We start from the raw sequence: 18,616 nt of genomic DNA, 5'->3' as shown, positions 1-18,616 counted from the left end.
TTTCATTCAATAAAACGCCAAAATAATACAACAACGCATTTCATTCATGAAGTCATTAATAATAGTTTTCGCGCTTGCCTTGGTAGCCTTATTTGCTGGCCTTTTTAAAAAACGCAGCTTAATACAACCCCTATTAATTTTAGGTTTATTAGGTGCTTTGGGCGTTACAATTGCCGACTGGTTTGCCACAACATTTGCTTTTACTGGCATGATGGCATTTGACCATTTTTCCCTGCTTTTTTCGGGAACAGCTATAGTTGCAACAATTTTAGTGGTATTATTAGCCGGAAACGCTTTTAAGCAAGCTAACGAAACCTTAGGCGATTATTATGGTTTAATGCTATTTAGTTTAACTGGTGCTTTGTGCTTGTTTTCATACGAGCATTTGGTGATGCTGTTTTTAGGTATCGAAATTATGAGTATCCCGTTGTATGTGTTGGTAGGTAGCCGTAAAGACAATCTTTTAAGTAACGAGGCGGCATTTAAGTACTTTTTAATGGGTGCTTTTAGCACTGGCGTAATGCTAATGGGCATTACATTAGTTTATGGCGCTACCGGCCATTTTGATTTGACGGGCATTGAACAGGCAGTAACCAAAGGTGGCCTGCCTTTGTTTTTTAACGTAGGTGTTTTGTTAATTTTATGCGCGCTGGTGTTTAAAGTTGGTGGAGTGCCTTTTCATTTTTGGGTGCCCGATGTTTACCACGGAAGTCCAACCATTATTACCACTTTTATGGCCACTGTAGTAAAAATTGGCGCATTCGGTGCTTTTGCGCGCTTATTTTTAGGCGCACTTAGTACCGAGACAACTATTTGGCCCGATGTTTTGGCAATTATATCCGGATTAACCATTACCATTGGCAATTTTGGTGCGCTTTTCCAAAAGCAATTTAAACGCATGATGGTATGGTCAAGTGTGTCTCATGCCGGATATTTGATGATGGGTTTACTAACCACCAACCCAAACAACGGCAATATTGCATTGTTGTGGTATTTATTAGCTTATGCAACAGCAACAATATGTGCTTTTGCAATTTATATGTATTGGAAATCCGAAACCAAGCAAACTGGCTTTAAAGTGTTTGCCCATATTGGCCGAACTCATCCATTGGCCGGATGGGCTTTGGCAATTTCTATGCTTTCGCTGGCCGGAATACCCCCATTAGCGGGCTTTTTTGGTAAATACTTCGTTTTTACTCAAGCATTGTCGGCTTATCCGGTTTTAGTTGTTGTAGCCGTAATAAACTCGGCAATTAGTTTGGCTTATTATTTTAAACCCATAATTGCTGCTTGGTTTAATAACTACTCGGTAGATGAAACAAACCAAACTGCTGCAGGTTTTACCTTAGATACTAACTATAAATTAGTCTTAATTATTGGCATACTAGTACTTGTTGCGCTTAGCGGCCTGCCCGGATTTGCTTTAGGTCTGCTGCGTTAATTAGTATATTAATTAATGTGATTTATTTTTTTAAATCCGCAATCAATTTGTTTACTTTTTGCTTGTATCCTATTTTGCAGCAAATGCCATGTTTTATATTTTAAAAAAATAATAGTTGCCTATAAAATCAGCGATTTAAAAAACTCGGCAATACCAACGCCATTTTATCCGGCATTAGTATTATCAAGCTAATAACCTACCTAACCAAAGTAACGTTGCCTTGTAATTTTCGCGCTTGTGGCTCGTCCTCAAACCAAATAGTAGCATAAAAAACATAGACCCCCACTTCTAAGTCTTTAAATTTATAGGTGCCATTCCAGCCATCGGCGGGGTCAGTTGTTTCAAATAATTGGTTGCCCCATCTGTCATAGACAGCAAATATATAGTTTGTAAAGGGTGCATTGCCAATAAATGGCTTAAACACATCGTTAATATTATCGTTATTGGGACTAAATGCACTGGGTATTTGAATTTCGGCAATAGGTTTTTCGTTTACCACAACCGTTACAGTATCGCTGTTACCGCAAGCATCGGGGGTGGCAACAATATAGGTAGTTGTTTGCGTTGGACTGGCAATAGGGTTTGCACAATTTAAGCACGACAAGCTTGGATCGGTTTCCCATAAATACGCTGTTGCACCTGTTGCTTCTAACTGCGCAGTTTGGCCCAAAAATATGATTTTATCTAAGCCCGCATCAACAAACACATTAGGCAAAATGGTAATTAAAACACTGTCGGTTGCCAAGCCACAAACGTCATTAGCCGTAAAATAGCACCAAACTTCTGTTGCATCCAAGTTTGTAGGAGTGAAAATAGCGTTTACATTATTAGCATCATCAAATAAGCCCGCTACCGATGCCGTCCATTGGCCTGTGGCGTTGCCACCACTTGTTGTTATGGTAGCGCTTAAATTAATAGGCTCGCCTTGGCAAATTGTTTGGTCGGGGCCAGCGTTTACGGTTAATGTATTGCCCAATACGGTAATTACAACCTCATCTGATGCCGTGTAACATTCGTCTGAAACGGTAAACACAAGGGTATAAACGCCTGCGCCAGCATCCGGATTAAAATTGGTAAGGGCTGCATTCGCATCGTCAAAACTACCTCCGTCATTTGTTGTCCAAGTACCGGAATTGGGGTTTTGTCCGCCCGATATGGTGGCCACAAGTGCTGCCAACTGTCCTTGGCAAATGGTTTGGTTGGGGCCAGCATTTACAGTTAAATTATTTTCCGGAATGGTGCTGGTGCCAGTTGTTATGCAATCGGGCTGACCATCGTTGTCATTGTCGGGTGCAAATGGAAGGTAAGCGCGCCAGTTTGCGGTAATAGTGCCGGCCTCGGGCGCAGCAGCCCAGGTGCCGTTGCTTTGCAAATACTCTACAACAACACTGCCGGGCGGGCAGGCGCTGGCAACAACAAGGACACAAGGATTAGGCTGCACAATATTAACAGGTGCTACATAAACAACAACGCTCAACCATCCGGCCTTAATTTTTGAGCCATCTTTACACAACAAGGCTATATAAGCCGTATCTATGGGTAACGAGCACCCATTTCCATTATAAACAAAATCATCCGGATTTACGGTTTGTGTTAAATTTACATCTTTAAACCATTCAAAACCATTCGCTTGGGCGTCGGGATCATTAATAATTATCTGACCTTCAAAATTAGAGAAATCAGCGGGTGCATTCCCATCGCAAAACTTAATACTGCCCGATAAAGTAGTAGTAACAGTAGGGCACAACACATCGGGACAGGCGTAATCAACGAATACCGTTTCGAGAAAACAATTTCCGGAAATTTGATATTCTGCTTGGCCAGTTTCACCCGGATTAATTATAGTTGGCACATTTATAGGGGTAATTGTGTAGGTGCTGCATCCGGAGGTTATATTTGGCAAAGTACCACATAAACCATTTGTTATTGTTAAATTAGCCTGGTCGAATTTAGGTGGTATAATTACCTGCCCCGCATCGAGGGTTATGTCGGGGTCGGTAGTTTTTAGGCATTTAATAACCACACTGTACGCATTTGTAATTTCGTTGCAGGTTTGAGCCTGCGCAGTTGTGCTGTACGTTAGGTTAGTAGCTCCAGCAATAGGGTTTCCGTTTTCGTACCATTGAACCGAATAATCGGTGTTAAGAAGGGCGTTGGCGGGTGTTATAGCTATTTCGAGGTTAATAATATCGCCGTCGCAGCTTAATGCCGGAGCGGTTTGCACTAAATTAGCCTGGGGACAAATATTGGGGCAGTTATACGGAATATCAACAAACTCAGTCCAACATCCGGCGGTTGTGTTTAAAGTAACACTCCATGTAGCATTGCCATTATCGCCCGGATTAATGACGATAGGAACACTAATCGGTGTAATTTTATAAATAGAGCAATTGGTGCTGATTGTTGGTATTTCGCAATCAGCCGGAGTATTTAGCGTCAGCAAATTACTGTCAAACGGTGGGTTAATAACTACGGTAATATCTCCGGCTAAAATTGGTTGGCTTAGCAAGGCGCAAGCAGCTCCCAAATATAAGGTTTTTTGTTGTAAAATACAATTATCGGGGGCGGTAAATTGCCAAAATGCAGCCGAAACGGGTTTAGTAAGGGCGGGGTCTTCAAACCAGGTTAAGCCAGTAAAATTAGATGGGTCGCTAATAATTACCGAAGCCTCGAAAAAAGGCAAGTCGGCAGGTTGACCACTGCAAATAGTTGTTGCGCCCTGCGCTTTTTGGGTAACAGTAAAGCAAGCCGAACAATCTATCACTTCAATTTGGGCAGTATCAGCCTCTGAACATGCGCCTGCGGGTGTAAATATTAGGTCAAAAAATACCTAATCCGGCAGTTTTGGGGTCAAATAAATTATTTCCTACCCCATTACCTGTCCATGTACCAGCCTCATAATTAGGGTCATTAAAATCAGTTAAATCTACCACCGAGGCATCATCACATAAATTTGGCAAAGGGGGCAAATTGGGTTTCCCTTTGGCGTTAATTATCAATTCAACAGGTGTTGGCGCGCTTGTGCAGGTGCCGTCGGTGTAGGTTTCAGTTAAAAAATATTGGTAAATGCCAGGCAAAGAGCGCACAGGCAAAAATCCGGCCTTGCTGCTGCCATTATCTAAGCCATCGGCACTTGTCCAGCTAATACTACCATCAAAAGTTGTGGGCAATACTAATACGCCAATCACATCGCCCTCGCAAACAACATACGGCGATTTTACCGTCATTGTGCCCACAGGCAACTCGTTTGCTGTTATTTCAACAACATTGCTCAAGCATCCACCCGATGACTGCGCTACAACCCAATAAGTGCCAATTCCCGGAGGTGTAAAACTATTTCCAGTGGCTATTGCCAAGCTAATATCGTCATTAATATTGGCCAACCAATAATAAGTATCGCCCAAATTCGCAATGGTAAAACTGGGAATTGCTTCGTTTTCGCACCAGGTTAAATTTGGATTGACTACAATTGGGTCAGTTGCAGTGGGTTGGCAACTACAATCTTTATTTCCGGATATTATTATTTCCGGACAAACGGCATTAGCATCGTCAATCGCAATATTAAAAGGCGTATTGCTGGCAAAATTAGCCACATAAGGGTTCGTGCCAATAAAAGTAGCCCCCACTAAGTTATAAGGGGGCACACCGCCCGAAACAGTAATTTCAAGGTCGTAAGTGGTTTCATCGGCAGCGCAAATTGTAGTATATTGCACATTAAGCGGCGCAACAAAATTAATATTTACCTGGTCGTTAGCTGTGCAATTATTTTTAGTGCCGGCATAGTTAAAGGTATAAACACCCGGCTCGATAACAGTTACATTGGTAATTAGTGCATTAGGGAAGCTAAAATTGGCAGTTGCCGTCCCCGAAGGCGTAGCCACAACTGTCCATGTACCCGCATCGCCCAAGGCATTGAGCGTGGTAGAAAGTCCGCAAACATCTAAATCAATGCCAGCATTTGCAGTTGGCACTACTACCATAATTGTTTGAGACGACAAATCATCAGGGCAAACACCCAAACCAGATAAACCATAGGTTATGGTATAACTGCCTTCGGCTAATCCGGATGAATTAAATATATTACCTGCTCCTATAGTACCTGCTGGCGCGGTGGTATTCCAAACGCCATTTGTGCCCGTTCCGGCAGCTAACAAATCGTCTAAATCCAACACATCGCCTTGGCAAAGTGGATCTGTCGGCGGATTTATATCGGCAACGGGTGGCAACTGAACAGTTAAGGTTTCGGTTTCGCTTACATCGGGGCATCCAGGGGCGCCGGTTACAGTGTAGGTTATTGCATAATTTCCGTTTAAAGCACTAACGTCAATAATTGAGCCGGCGTTAATCGGCACAGCAGGTAAAATAGCCCAGGTGCCACCGGGGGTGCCTGTTATCAAAGTATTTAGGTCAAGCGTATTGCCCGCTAAAGCACAAATAGGTGTTGGCGGGTTTATAGCAGCGCTTTCGGTACAGTTAATATCACAATCAATAATTTCGATAGTTTGCGTAGTTTGGTCGGTGTTACAACTGCCTGTAACAACATAAGTAAACGTGTAAATACCGGTTGATAATCCGGTTGCATTAAAAATATTTCCAGCATCAATAGTTCCGTCCGGACTTACTGACCACATCCCACCCATATCTCCAACAACTAAATCATCTAAATCAATTTGGTTTGGATTATTACCGTTATTACAAAGTTTTGTTATAGCCGGAGCTTGCGTGGCGGCACTTAATAGCGGTTCGATAATAATAGTTATATTTTCCGGATTTTGCCCACAGTTTCCTATTGTATTTGAAGGGTATAATCCACACGGGCCAGGTATATAGGCCGTAACTCCACCATAATAATAAGCTATACAAGCATTAGAGTAATCAACGCCGTCACAACCGCAAACCGGCACATAATCGGCAGGGCAACCCATAGAAATATCAATTAGCGACGCATCATTACAAATAGCCGAATACGTAAGCGTTACGCTTGTTTGACCGCTAACCGAGGCGGGGTCAAAAATGCCATTACTAACACCCAAGCCCGACCATTCGCCGTTTGCCGAGCCGGGCAATACTAAACTGTACAAATCAAAAGCCGGGTCGTTCGCACAAATAGTTGTGCCTGTAACCAATAGCGGTAATACTTCGTTTATTTGGATATATAAATCCATTGAGGCCGAACAGCCACTAATTGGGTCGGTAACAAGGCAAGTAGCAGTATAATTTCCGGGGCTTAATCCGGAAGGCGTAAACAAGCCCAATGCATCTACAAAACCACCTCCCGACCATACCGGATTAGCCAAAGGGTTGCCATTGGCATCGCTCAACCATATATTTAAATCAAATGGGGCATTGCAGTTTAACGCCGATATAGTTTGAATGCCATAAACTAAATTAATCGAAACATACGGATAAACTGTAATGTTTACATCGGCGGTATTGCCACAGTTGCCATCGGGGTCAAAAGTAATGGTTACTGTTTGCCCGGCAAAGCCGGCAGGGTCAAACTGCGAGCCAAGTACTACCCCACTACCCAACCATTGGCCGGCAAAATTGGGGTCTTCGTAAGGCGAAAGGTCAATTAAGCCGCTGCTTGCACAAAGCGCCGGTGGTGTGGTCAAAATTGGGTCGCTATTGGGGTTTACAACCACCTTAATACTGTCGGTAGTAGTGCAGCCATTTTGGCTTAGGGAATAAACCAACCAATTAGCCCCAATATTTCCATTTGCCGGGTCAAAGGCAGTTCCAGCAACACCTGGCCCAGCCCAGCTACCCCCGGTTGGCGAGGCAAATGGGGTAAGGTCAAAAGCAAGCGCACCTGCGCATAATGCCGCCGGTGTAGTTAAGCTCAACACAGGGGCAGCATTTATAACAACATCAATAGAAGCGGGTGCACCACAGCCGCCCGATGGCGTGAATGTTAAGGTAATATTGCCGGCACCTGCCACGCTGGGGTCAAAAATGTTAGCTGCTACGCCTAATCCCGACCAAGTTCCCGTAAAAGCATCGTCATCATACAAAGTTAAATCAACTACCGCATCATTATCACACAAAGGGCCAAAACTTGTTAAAACAGGCGTGGCTGCCGGAATTACAGTAACCATAATTGTAGCATCAGCTACACAAGCCCCAATAGCCGAAAAAGTTAGCACATAATTGCCAGGTATAACTGCCGAGGGGCTAAACGTATTACCGCCCATAACACCTAAACCCGACCAGGTGCCCGTATAATTAATATCCTGATAGGGAATTAAACTAAATGCCGGATCTGTGGCGCAAATTGGAGGTGGGGTTGTTAGCACCGGAATATTATCCGGATTTACAACTATATCTAAGGTGGCAACTTGTGTACACGCCCCCGAAGGTGTATAAGTAATGGTAAACGTACCTGCACCGGAAACACTTGGGTCAAAATTAGTACCTGTTACGCCTATGCCACTCCAAGTGCCGGGCAAGCTATTGTCATCGTAGTTGTTAAGGTCAAGGGGGTTATCACTTACACACAACGGATTAGGCTGTGTTAAATTAGGAATAGCAGGCGTCATAACGGAAATGGAAATGTTTTCTGAAAGGCCGCAGTCGCCATCAGGGTCAAAAGTTAGGGTAATTGTTTGCCCAGCCAAGCCGGAAGGGTCAAAATTAGTACCGCTAACTCCAATACCACTCCATGCGCCGGTAAAGGCTGCATCTTCAAAAACAGTCAGGTCAATGGGTGCATCGGTAGCACAAACAGGAGCAGGAGTCCCTAAAACAGGTTGGCTTGATGGATTTACCACAACATTAATCGTTACAGTTTTAGGACATACATCCGGCGGCGGTGTATTGCCGGTGAAGGTAAGCGCATGGTTGCCCACACCAGCCAAAGAAGGATCGAACTGATCAGCTCCTACAACACCCAAACCCGTCCAAGTTCCGTCATATCCGGGTAATTCAAACGTGTTCAAATCTATTATTGGGTCGCCTTCGCAATACGGGCCGGGCTGACCAACATTCGGTGTCCAGCTATTTTTTACTTCTATGTCTATACTTGCCGACAGGCTGCAATCTCCATCAGGGTCAAAAATTAGGGTAATTGTTTGCCCACCCAAGCCCGAAGGGTCAAAATTAGTACCGCTAACTCCAGTACCACTCCATACGCCGGTAAATAAATCATCGTCATACAAGTTTAGGTCAAGTAAAGCATCATCATCGCATAAAATAGGCGGGGTACCTAAAACAGGGGTAGTAGTTGGATTTACTACAATATTAATAGTTGCCGCGGCCACGCAAGATCCGGAGGGGGTAAAACTTATTACATGATTGCCTGTACCTGCTATTGATGGGTCAAAACTATTCCCGAAAACCCCTACCCCGACCATGTACCTACAAAATTATCATCATCATACAAACTTAAATCGAGTACAGGACTATTGGCACATAAAGCCGCAGGAGCCAATAATATTGGTACTTGCAAAGCGTTTATCGTTACATTTATATTGCCGTTGTTTGCACATGGGTCAGCAGGGTCGTATGTTAGGGTAATTGTTTGCCCACCCAAGCCAGCAGGGTTAAACGTAGTGCCAGTAACACCTGTTCCGCTCCATACACCGGGTAGTGCATTGTCGTCATACAAATTAAGGTCAAGCACGGCATCGTCTTCGCATAAAACAGGTGGCGTTATTAAATTTGGATTCATTGTTGCGTTTACCGTTACCGTAATATTGTCGGATGCCGTGCAGCCCTCGCTGTCGGTAACCGTGTAGGTAAGTGTAAAACTTCCGGAGGTCGTAGCCGTAAAAACAGGATTTACGATATTTGTAGCTGATAAAAATACAGTTCCGCTACCCGTCCAAACGTGGGTGGTATAAATTCCCGAGCCGCCCGATGGGTTTCCGTTAAAATTAATCGTGCCCCCTTGGCAAATTTCGGCAGGGTCGGGGTAATATTAGCTGTAGGAGCAGCATTTACCGTTACCGTAATATTGTCGGATGCCGTGCAGCCCTCGCTGTCGGTAACCGTGTAGGTAAGTGTAAAACTTCCGGAGGCCGTAGCCGTAAAAACAGGATTTACGATATTTGTAGCCGATAAAAATACAGTTCCGCTACCCGTCCAAACGTGGGTAGTATAAATTCCCGAGCCACCCGATGGGTTTCCGTTAAAATTAATCGTACCCCCTTGGCAGATTTCGGCAGGGTCGGGGGTAATATTAGCTGTAGGAGCGGCATTTACCGTTACCGTAATATTGTCGGATGCCGTGCAGCCCTCGCTGTCGGTAACGGTGTAGGTAAGCGTAAAACTTCCGGAGGTCGTAGCCGTAAAAACAGGATTTACGATATTTGTAGCTGATAAAAATACAGTTCCGCTACCCGTCCAAACGTGGGTGGTATAAATTCCGGAGCCGCCCGATGGATTTCCGTTAAAATTAATCGTACCCCCTTGGCAAATTTCGGCAGGGTCGGGGGTAATATTAGCTGTAGGAGCGGCGTTTACCGTTACCGTAATATTGTCGGATGCCGTGCAGCCCTCGCTGTCGGTAACCGTGTAGGTAAGTGTAAAACTTCCGGAGGTCGTAGCCGTAAAAACAGGATTTACGATATTTGTAGCTGATAAAAATACAGTTCCGCTACCCGTCCAAACGTGGGTGGTATAAATTCCCGAGCCGCCCGATGGGTTTCCGTTAAAATTAATCGTGCCCCCTTGGCAAATTTCGGCAGGGTCGGGGGTAATATTAGCTGTAGGAGCAGCATTTACCGTTACCGTAATATTGTCGGATGCCGTGCAGCCCTCGCTGTCGGTAACCGTGTAGGTAAGCGTAAAACTTCCGGAGGCCGTAGCTGTAAAAACAGGATTTACGATATTTGTAGCTGATAAAAATACAGTTCCGCTACCCGTCCAAACGTGGGTGGTATAAATTCCGGAGCCACCCGATGGGTTTCCGTTAAAATTAATCGTACCCCCTTGGCAAATTTCGGCAGGGTCGGGGGTAATGGCAGCTGTAGGAGCGGCGTTTACCGTTACCGCAATATTGTCGGATGCCGTGCAGCCCTCGCTGTCGGTAACGGTGTAGGTAAGCGTAAAACTTCCGGAGGTCGTAGCCGTAAAAACAGGATTTACGATATTTGTAGCTGATAAAAATACAGTTCCGCTACCCGTCCAAACGTGGGTATTATAAATTCCCGAGCCACCCGATGGATTTCCGTTAAAATTAATCGTGCCCCCTTGGCAAATTTCGGCAGGGTCGGGGGTAATATTAGCTGTAGGATTGGGGTGAACAGTTAAGGTAACAGCTAATTCATCGGTACATCCGTAAGGCGTTGTAGTTTTAAGTGCGTAATAGGTAGTAGTGCTTGTGGGCGACACCGTTGTGCTTGCAAGCTGGTTGCCCGCATTTGCCGGGGTACCGCTATGCCAACTAATAGTTCCGGAGGTACTGTTGGCATCTGCTATATTGAGGGTTGTTAAATCGAATGCGTTGCCGTTGCATATTTCAGGGGCCGCTCCGGATAAACTTAAATCCGGAACTGGGGTTGCTGTAATATTAATTCCGGATACCTGAATGGGACCGCACCCATTGGCATCGTCCACCCAAATAGTATAGGTTCCGGCATTTAAATTATAAAACTCCGGACTTGGTTGATAGGCAATATTATCAATCGAAAAACTGTACTCTTCTGTACCACCTGTAGCGGTTACAATAATAGCACCATTACCCAAACCGCAAGTATCAACGGCAGTACTAACCAATGAAGCCGTTAAAGCAGCAGGCTGCGTAATAGTATAAGTTCCGGTGGTTGTGCACCCCGCCCCCGATGCTGTTTCGGTAACAGTTACATTATAAGTGCCTGCAATTAAATTGGTTGGGTCTTCAATATTGCCTATGGGTTCGGGGCCTGCCCAAGTAAAATTATACGGGCCAACGCCGCCAGTAACGGTCAAATCAATGCTACCATTACCTTGCCCATTACAAAGGATATTGGTAATAACCCCTTGTACCTGTGGGCACGAGATATTTATTTGAATTGGGTCGGTATAGGGGTCGGGTTCGGGTGAGCCGCCCAAACAATTATCGGAAAAAGGGCTAACTGCCGCCGTAAAATAATAGGATTTGCCACACATGGTATCGTCTGTGGGCAAAGTAAAGGTGGTACAGCCAAAATCGCCATCGTAATTGGGTGGGCAAACCGAGTTCCAATCAAGGTCCACATCATCAATCCGGAAAGTACCTGTAATATTAGAAGTATTATAAGCATATACCCGAACACAATATTGTTGCCCACTTTGCACCAAATGATTTGGTACAGGGAAAGAAATACTATGGCAGGTTAAGGTGGCAAAGCCAATAGACGAGCCAATCGGGTTGGTAAATCCATCGTCAGAGGTTAAAACGCTCATACTGGTTGGTCCGGTAGTAGAGCTACCATAGGATAAACTAATATTGGTAATGCGCAAATCGCAGGCAGCATCGGCTGTAACACAAACTTCGTAATAACGGCCTGCTGCAATAGCTTGCGCAAGGGTTGTGTTGTTCCAAGTATTTGCGTTTAGATATTGTTCGCTTACACCGTCTCCGCAGGTTCCGTTGGGTGTAACCCCCCAATAAGTTCCCGGGTTATTGCGGACGGCTGTATTGCCTGTGGCTTTGGTAATATCAGATGAAGTACCTGCTGGCCCACCTGAGCCGGATGTGCCCGCACCTGTGCCAAAATCCCAAAAAACATCTCCGGATGTTGTTACCGATTCCGGAATATCTAAGGTGGTAATTAAGTTACCTTGTGTTGGGTCGGCAAGCAGAGTGTCGCTATAAAACCATTTGATTTCGCCACCTGGAGGCAGGTCGGTTCCGGCAAAACAAAGATTTACATTGCCTCCGGCGGGCATACAATAGGTGGTATTTGTTGCGGTGCTTCCGGAAATATCAAAGTCAGGACAATATTCTCCACTGCAGTTTTCTACTGCAACCGTAAAATTCATTGTTACCGTGGGACAGGTTAGGCTTACAACTGTTGCAGTATAGGTGGTAGTAGTGGTGGGCGTTATGGTAATACTCGTATCTGTTTCTCCGCCGGGCGACCACGTTACGGTTGCCCCGTCTTCGAGTGTTAAAATAATAGTTGCCGACTCGCCCAAGCAAATAGAATTTGGTGCACTTGAAGCTAAAATTGGCGAAATTACATTGAAACTCATGATGTTTCCGGCATCATCTTTATTGTCTAAATCGCTACAAAATCCACATTCAACCTCATCGGCTAAAAGGGTATTTACGTTGGCAAACCCGTCTGCGTAATCTGTAATATTGGCATAGCCGTTTGCGGTAAGGTCGCTATTTTTAACAGACAAGCCCCAAATATAGTAAGTGCCAAAAGGCAGGGTTGAAAGGTCAAAATCGCCGGTAGTTGACAGCCCTAAAATAAGATAAGGAGCGGTGTTTTTTGAGAGCACATAAATATACGAGTAGCCTGCGCCTGGGTCGTCTTCGTCGGGTGCGGCATAGTTGTGGCCAAAGGCGGGTTTATCTTGCCCCTGGCAAATGGTAAAGCCGTTTGTTTCTCCGGTGGGTGGCGTAAGGTCGCCCGCATCGGCTTTACAAGGGTAGGCAATATCGCCTTGGCAATAAGCGGCAGGGTCGGCCAATATGTTGGTTATAAATCCTTGGTTGGTGGCATTGTTGTAGGCACCGGGCGTTTGGTCGGTGGTTAGGTTGCTTTCCGTCCAGTTGGCATCGTCACCATAATCGCCGTCGTTAAACATAAAAACTTTGCCACCTGAATTGCCCGAAAAATAGATAAGATTAGGGTCGGCTACAACTAAATCGCCGAGGCCAACATCGCCCCAATGGATGCCATGTATAAAAACCTCGTCAGGGTTGCGTACCTGTGCTAAATCGCCTTGATTGCGCATACCAAGCACCCACGAGCCGCCGGGGTTCAAGCCGCCCGTACAGGGGCAATATTCGCTGCTGCTTGTATTGGGGTTGCTTGAGCATTTAAACATACAAGTACTATTATCGGGTATAATATAAACATTGTCGGAATTGCTGTCGGTGGGGTCGTCTGCCGGAAGGGCAGCATTGGGGTTGGTGCTGTCGTAAACTACTAATATTGAGCCGGGGGGTACAGAGGTATAACAATCGCCAAAGGCTAAATATCCGGTTGCTGTGCCTACTCCGCTGCCCGGATAATTGTTGTCGTCAATTATCCATCCGGAAATATTTATATTAGCTGTTGGGTTGTTGGGGTCGGGCATTACAATTAATTCAAAGTATTCATCTTGCCCCGATGCACCCATATTTGATATTTCGTTTAGGATAAGGCCACCCCGCTCGTGGCAATAAGGGGCAGTGCCGGTGAATTGAGCAAATACTGTAGCAGGCAAGCTACAACAAATCATTAAAAAAATTGTAAAACAACGTATATACATATTTTCAAACTTTTTTACAAGGCAAGTTTTAATACAAATAAAAGAACGCAAAAAAATAGTTTTATGTGGTTTGAGCTTAACTTAAATTTAGCACAAATTTACACATTTAAGGGGCAATTTTTCTAAGAATTCACCCAATTTCATAAAAAATTAATCTCTAAAGCACGCCTTAATTAATACCAAGGAGATGAATATTTAAAGCCACAGTAACAGTTAAACCGGGCGGCAAAACAAAAGCTACCAAGGCAAAAAAACAATTACCGTTGTTGTGGTGAGGTTGGCTATATGGTGGAACCGTTGTGCGCCGCATAGGTAGCGCAAGCAGTTGTATCTTATTGCAGGCTTGTTTTTTTTATTCTTTTCTTTTGAAGTAGTTATCGCACCCATCAAGGATACTATTATTAAATTCTACCCTTCCGCAGCAAAATAAAATTTGTCCGTGAAGTTGAAATACGCTTGGGGCAACATTTATTGCAAATAAATCAGCATCGCCATCAACAACTTTCCAATTTGATGTTTGCGTTGTTTGTCCATTTTTCTTCATATCCAAGGTGTTATCTGGCCTAAACTCAATTGTCAAGCCTTTAAATTCAGTTTTATTGGTATCTGGTTCTTCAGAACAAGTAAAGTATTCCCACGTCCATTCGCCTATTAAAGTTTTTTTTTTATTTTCAGTGAATCCCATGTTGTTTTATGATGACAATCCCACATATTTGCCTGATTGATGAGTGGGTTTTCATTTTTATTACAGGCAAGCAAAGTAGAAAGGATGACTAAAAATAAAATACTTGATTGAATGTTTATTTTCATTTTTCTTTTGTTTTTTGAATAATATATTTTCTGACTGTAAGACTATACTTTTTCATTCATTGGTTGCTACGTCTTCTCTTCTTCTCAATGTTTGATAAATCTAAATATGGATAGCCCTGTTATTAGTGGCAGCTAAACAAGCCTCGCGGAATGCTTCGGTATAGGTTGGGTGGGCATGGCTAATGCGGGCAATATCTTCGGCGGCGGCGCGGTATTCCATTGCCACTACTGCTTCGGCAATCATATCGGCGGCACGTGGGCCAATAATATGTACGCCTAAAATTTCGTCGGTTTGGGTGTCGGCCAAAACTTTTACAAAGCCATCAGTGTCCATACTTGCGCGGGCGCGGCCACTCGCTTTAAACGGGAAATTGCCTGTTTTGTAAGGGCGGTTTGCGGCTTTAAGCTCGGCTTCGGTATAGCCTACGGCGGCAACTTCGGGCCAGGTATAGACAACACCCGGAATAAGCAAATAATTAATGTGTGGCTGTTGTTTGGCTATGGTTTCGGCTACAAATATTCCTTCTTCTTCGGCTTTATGTGCCAACATTGCGCCCTTAACTACATCGCCAATAGCATAAATATGGGCTACGTTTGTTTGTAAATGTTCGTTTACAGGTATGCGTCCGCGCTCGTCGGTTTTTAATCCGGCATTTTCAAGGGCAAGGCCGTCTGTATAAGGTCTCCGGCCAATAGCCACTAAACAATATTCGGCTTCGTAAGCCAGAATTTCGTTGGTTGCATTGTTTTTAGCTTCGACTATGACGCCATTTTTAGTAGTTTTAACAGCGGTAACGCCCTGGCCTAATGCCATCCGGATATTTATTTTTTTAAGTGTTTGCTCTAAAGCTATACTCAGGTCGGCATCCATTGAAGCAATTAATTTATCCATATACTCAACCAAAGTAACCTGAGTGCCCAAGCGCGCATATACGCTTCCTAATTCGCAACCAATAACACCTCCACCAATTACCACCATGCTTTTAGGCAAAGTTGGCAGCGATAAAGCTTCGGTTGAGGTGATGATGCGCTGTTTATCAATGGTTATGAAGGGTAAAGTCGAGGGTTTAGAGCCGGTAGCGATAATAATATTTTCTCCGGATATTTGTGAGGTACTGCCATCGGCGGCGGTAATTTGGATGGTATTGGCATTTACAAACGAGGCCAATCCGGATAAAACATCAATTTTGTTTTTTTTCATTAAAAATTTTACGCCCTGCGCGTTGGCTGTTACCACTTTTGCTTTGCGCTGCACCATGGTTTGAAAATTTACACCTAACTGCCCTACCTCAATACCGTGGGCGGCAAAATGATGGGCAGCATTGTAATAATGCTCAGTACTATCAAGCAGGGCTTTTGAAGGGATACACCCAACATTTAAACAAGTGCCTCCTAAATTGGGGTATTTTTCAATTATAGCTGTTTTAAAGCCTAACTGTGCGCAACGAATGGCCGCTACATAGCCGCCCGGCCCCGAACCAATTACAATAACTTGATACGACATACTTGCTGTATTGTATTATATAATTAAACAATTAATATAGTAAAGTTGTAGGGCAAAGGTACGTGTTTTGTTTGGTTGGCGGGCAACAAATACTTGTCGATTGGCCGGTTGGCAGTTCAAATATTTATGGCGTTGCAATAATTAATTACAGTGAATTTATTTCTTCGGCAGGTTGGTTTAAAACAGGGTAGCTAATGCGTACATGATGAATACTGCGCAACTGCTTTTTAAATACTCTTTTAATTTGCACTAAATCTTTGAAGCTAAGTGGGCAATTAACCAATTGGTCTTCTTGAATTTTTTCGTCAATGAGTCGTTCTACTAATTTGTTTATTTCTTCTTCATCGGGGCTTTTAAGCGCGCGCGAGGCAGCCTCAACTGAGTCGGCGAGCATTACAATAGCCGTTTCGTGCGAGTATGGCACTGGGCCTGGGTAGCGGAAAAAGCGGTCGTCATCGCGGTCGGTTCCCATACCTAGTTGTTTTTGGTAAAAGTATTCAACGCGCGTGGTACCGTGGTGGGTTCGTATAAAATCTATTATTAAATTTGGCAGTTTGTGCCGGCGGGCAATGGCTACACCTTCGGTAACGTGTTCAACAATAATTTGTGCGCTTTCTTCGGGGGCTAAATCTTCGTGGGGGTTAATATCTTTTGGTTGGTTTTCAACAAAATAGATGGGTTTGTACATTTTGCCAATATCGTGGTATAATGCACCTGTTTTTGCCTTTAGTGGATTTGCCCCTATTTCGCGGGCGGCGGCTTCGGCTAAATTGGCTACATTAAGGCTGTGCGAAAAGGTGCCGGGTGCTTTATTGTAGAGTTTTTTAAGCAGGCCCCGATTTAAATCGCTAAGTTCAAGTAAGGTTAGCGAGCTAACAAAACCAAACAGTTTTTCGAAAATAGGTAGTAATTGATAGGCTGCCAAATTAATGAGCGAGTTAATAGCCAACCAACCTAAAACCTGAAAATTAGCGGGCGGTTCAAAGGTTTGCCGCATAAGCGAAACGCCGGTGTAGCAAGTACAATAGGTTACAAAAATTAAAGCAGCGGCAATAATAAAATCGTTCCAATAATAAATACGCTCGTTTACAGTAATAGCGACTAATCCGGCTATAAACTGAACAAATAAAAAATCAAAGCCTAACGGAGCCATAAATCCGGCTAAAAACAGCAATACAACGTGCGAAAAATAGGCAACCATCCGGCCAAAAAAGTTGCTAATCAAAATTACCGGAAAACAGAAAGGCAAAACATATAAAGCCGGATGCCCTGTATTTCCTTCGACCAAATAATATACATATAACAATACATACACAAACATTACAATGGTTAGCAATAAAAATGTTAGCTCGCGGGCATATTTAAATACGCGCTCGTTAAAAATACGAAGCGATAAAACAAGCAAGGCAAACAACATAAAAGTTACCAAAAAATAGCCAATATCTGTTTCGTAAGTTTTAAGCCATCCGGAGTTGTGGCCGCGCCTGTCGGTATCAATTTGCTCGTATTTTTGCCGCAACGATTCAAGTTCGCGCAATATTTGTTCGCTTACTATTTGCCCTTGTACTACAATTAACTCGCCTTTTTCTTTGTAACCCGCTCCTTCGGTTATACCAGCTAAAGCCTCATCGTGCATTTTACGGGTTACAACACTATCAACAGTTAAATTGGGTATTAGCAGGCCACACATGCGGTTGCGCAATTGCTGGCCAACCGAGTCGGGCATGTTGGCGGCTTGTTGCTCGCTTATATAAGCACAGGCGTTATTGCGTTTGTAGTAGTTGCGGTTGGGTTCAACTTTTCGGTAGCGTTTAACACCGTCGGGGCCAATTTGTGGTACATATATTAGCAGTACCGAGTCGGGTTTATTAAAATCGGCGGGGGCTTGCTCGTAAATTCCACGCTGGTACAGGTTAGTTAATATGCGCTGGCTGGTGCGCAGGTAATTAGTAGAGTCGCGCTGATTAATTTTTAAATTGCTAAATACACCATCTTTATTTAAATTGACAACTAAATGGGCAAAAACCGAATCGGCCATGGTATTAGTTACCGCATAATAGGTATGAAGGGTTTTGTATAATTCATCTTCTTCGCGTTTTATTTGTGCTGGCATTTTTTTTATGGTATAACTAAACGGCGCATAAAGGTCATCGTATTTCCAAGGTTGGCCTAAAGCATAATCGTAATGAAAACTGCGCCGGGGGTACAAAAATGTAACCCAAATAATAATTACCAAGACCAATAAATACCTAAACGAAAAAATATGCCGGTTAACCAACAACGAGATAAACTTTTTCATACGGCAAATATAGAAAATCCGGATTAAATAATTGACAGATAATTGGCAGCCTATTTTTTCCGGAGCTAAAATATACTAAACCATCACTTGTTTCGTTCATCAAACTTAAATAAATAACAAACTTAAAAACATGCGGCCTTGTATTTTGTTTCACTTAAGTCAAGTTGTTTGC

8 protein-coding genes are annotated in these 18,616 nt (G+C 43.8%); 1 reads left to right on the top strand and 7 read right to left on the bottom strand.

The window, feature by feature from the left end:
* The first annotated feature begins 46 nt into the window (after nt 1–46).
* Nucleotides 47–1,441 carry an NADH-quinone oxidoreductase subunit N gene (locus tag IPI59_11610; GenBank protein ID MBK7528176.1) on the top strand — a complete coding sequence of 465 codons (1,395 nt, stop codon included), beginning with the start codon at nt 47–49 and terminating at the stop codon, nt 1,439–1,441.
* A gap of 196 nt (nt 1,442–1,637) precedes the next feature.
* Here IPI59_11610 and IPI59_11605 read toward each other — a convergent pair whose 3' ends face one another.
* From IPI59_11605 to IPI59_11575, 7 genes are all read right to left on the bottom strand, one after another.
* Entirely contained in the window at nt 1,638–4,205 is a 2,568-nt protein-coding gene (locus IPI59_11605; protein ID MBK7528175.1) for a gliding motility-associated C-terminal domain-containing protein, read from the bottom strand.
* 55 nt (nt 4,206–4,260) lie between these two features.
* Nucleotides 4,261–8,793: a hypothetical protein gene (locus tag IPI59_11600; GenBank protein MBK7528174.1), complete on the bottom strand. Its 4,533-nt coding sequence runs from the start codon at nt 8,791–8,793 to the stop codon at nt 4,261–4,263.
* A complete protein-coding gene (locus tag IPI59_11595; GenBank protein MBK7528173.1) occupies nt 8,781–9,110 on the bottom strand; it encodes a hypothetical protein in 330 nt (109 codons plus the stop codon). The genes IPI59_11600 and IPI59_11595 overlap by 13 nt, the downstream gene beginning before the upstream one ends.
* A 110-nt stretch (nt 9,111–9,220) precedes the next feature.
* The gene (locus tag IPI59_11590; protein ID MBK7528172.1) at nt 9,221–13,786 is read right to left on the bottom strand and encodes a hypothetical protein; all 4,566 of its coding nucleotides are present in this window, start codon (nt 13,784–13,786) and stop codon (nt 9,221–9,223) included.
* Nucleotides 13,787–14,183: 397 nt separating this feature from the next.
* On the bottom strand, nt 14,184–14,516 hold the full coding sequence (locus IPI59_11585) for a hypothetical protein (GenBank protein MBK7528171.1): 333 nt from the start codon (nt 14,514–14,516) through the stop codon (nt 14,184–14,186).
* A 225-nt stretch (nt 14,517–14,741) separates the two neighbouring features.
* Entirely contained in the window at nt 14,742–16,145 is a 1,404-nt protein-coding gene (gene lpdA, locus IPI59_11580) for a dihydrolipoyl dehydrogenase (protein MBK7528170.1), read from the bottom strand.
* 145 nt (nt 16,146–16,290) lie between these two features.
* On the bottom strand, nt 16,291–18,444 hold the full coding sequence (locus tag IPI59_11575) for an HDIG domain-containing protein (protein MBK7528169.1): 2,154 nt from the start codon (nt 18,442–18,444) through the stop codon (nt 16,291–16,293).
* Between the last annotated feature and the right edge of the window lie 172 nt (nt 18,445–18,616).

The organism is Sphingobacteriales bacterium, assembly GCA_016706405.1.
Taxonomy (GTDB): domain Bacteria; phylum Bacteroidota; class Bacteroidia; order Chitinophagales; family UBA2359; genus BJ6.
The sequence above is the reverse complement of the archived record's forward strand: the minus strand, read 5'-3'. Positions and strand labels throughout refer to the sequence as shown.

Excerpts from the sequence above, each read along its gene's own strand:
- IPI59_11610 (MBK7528176.1), top strand. The coding sequence starts at position 47 with ATGAAGTCATTAATAATAGTTTTCGCGCTTGCCTTGGTAGCCTTATTT.
- IPI59_11600 (MBK7528174.1), bottom strand. The coding sequence starts at position 8,793 with ATGGTCGGGGTAGGGGTTTTCGGGAATAGTTTTGACCCATCAATAGCA.
- IPI59_11595 (MBK7528173.1), bottom strand. The coding sequence starts at position 9,110 with ATGAATCCAAATTTAATAACGCCACCTGTTTTATGCGAAGACGATGCC.
- IPI59_11585 (MBK7528171.1), bottom strand. The coding sequence starts at position 14,516 with ATGGGATTCACTGAAAATAAAAAAAAAACTTTAATAGGCGAATGGACG.
- lpdA (MBK7528170.1), bottom strand. The coding sequence starts at position 16,145 with ATGTCGTATCAAGTTATTGTAATTGGTTCGGGGCCGGGCGGCTATGTA.
- IPI59_11575 (MBK7528169.1), bottom strand. The coding sequence starts at position 18,444 with ATGAAAAAGTTTATCTCGTTGTTGGTTAACCGGCATATTTTTTCGTTT.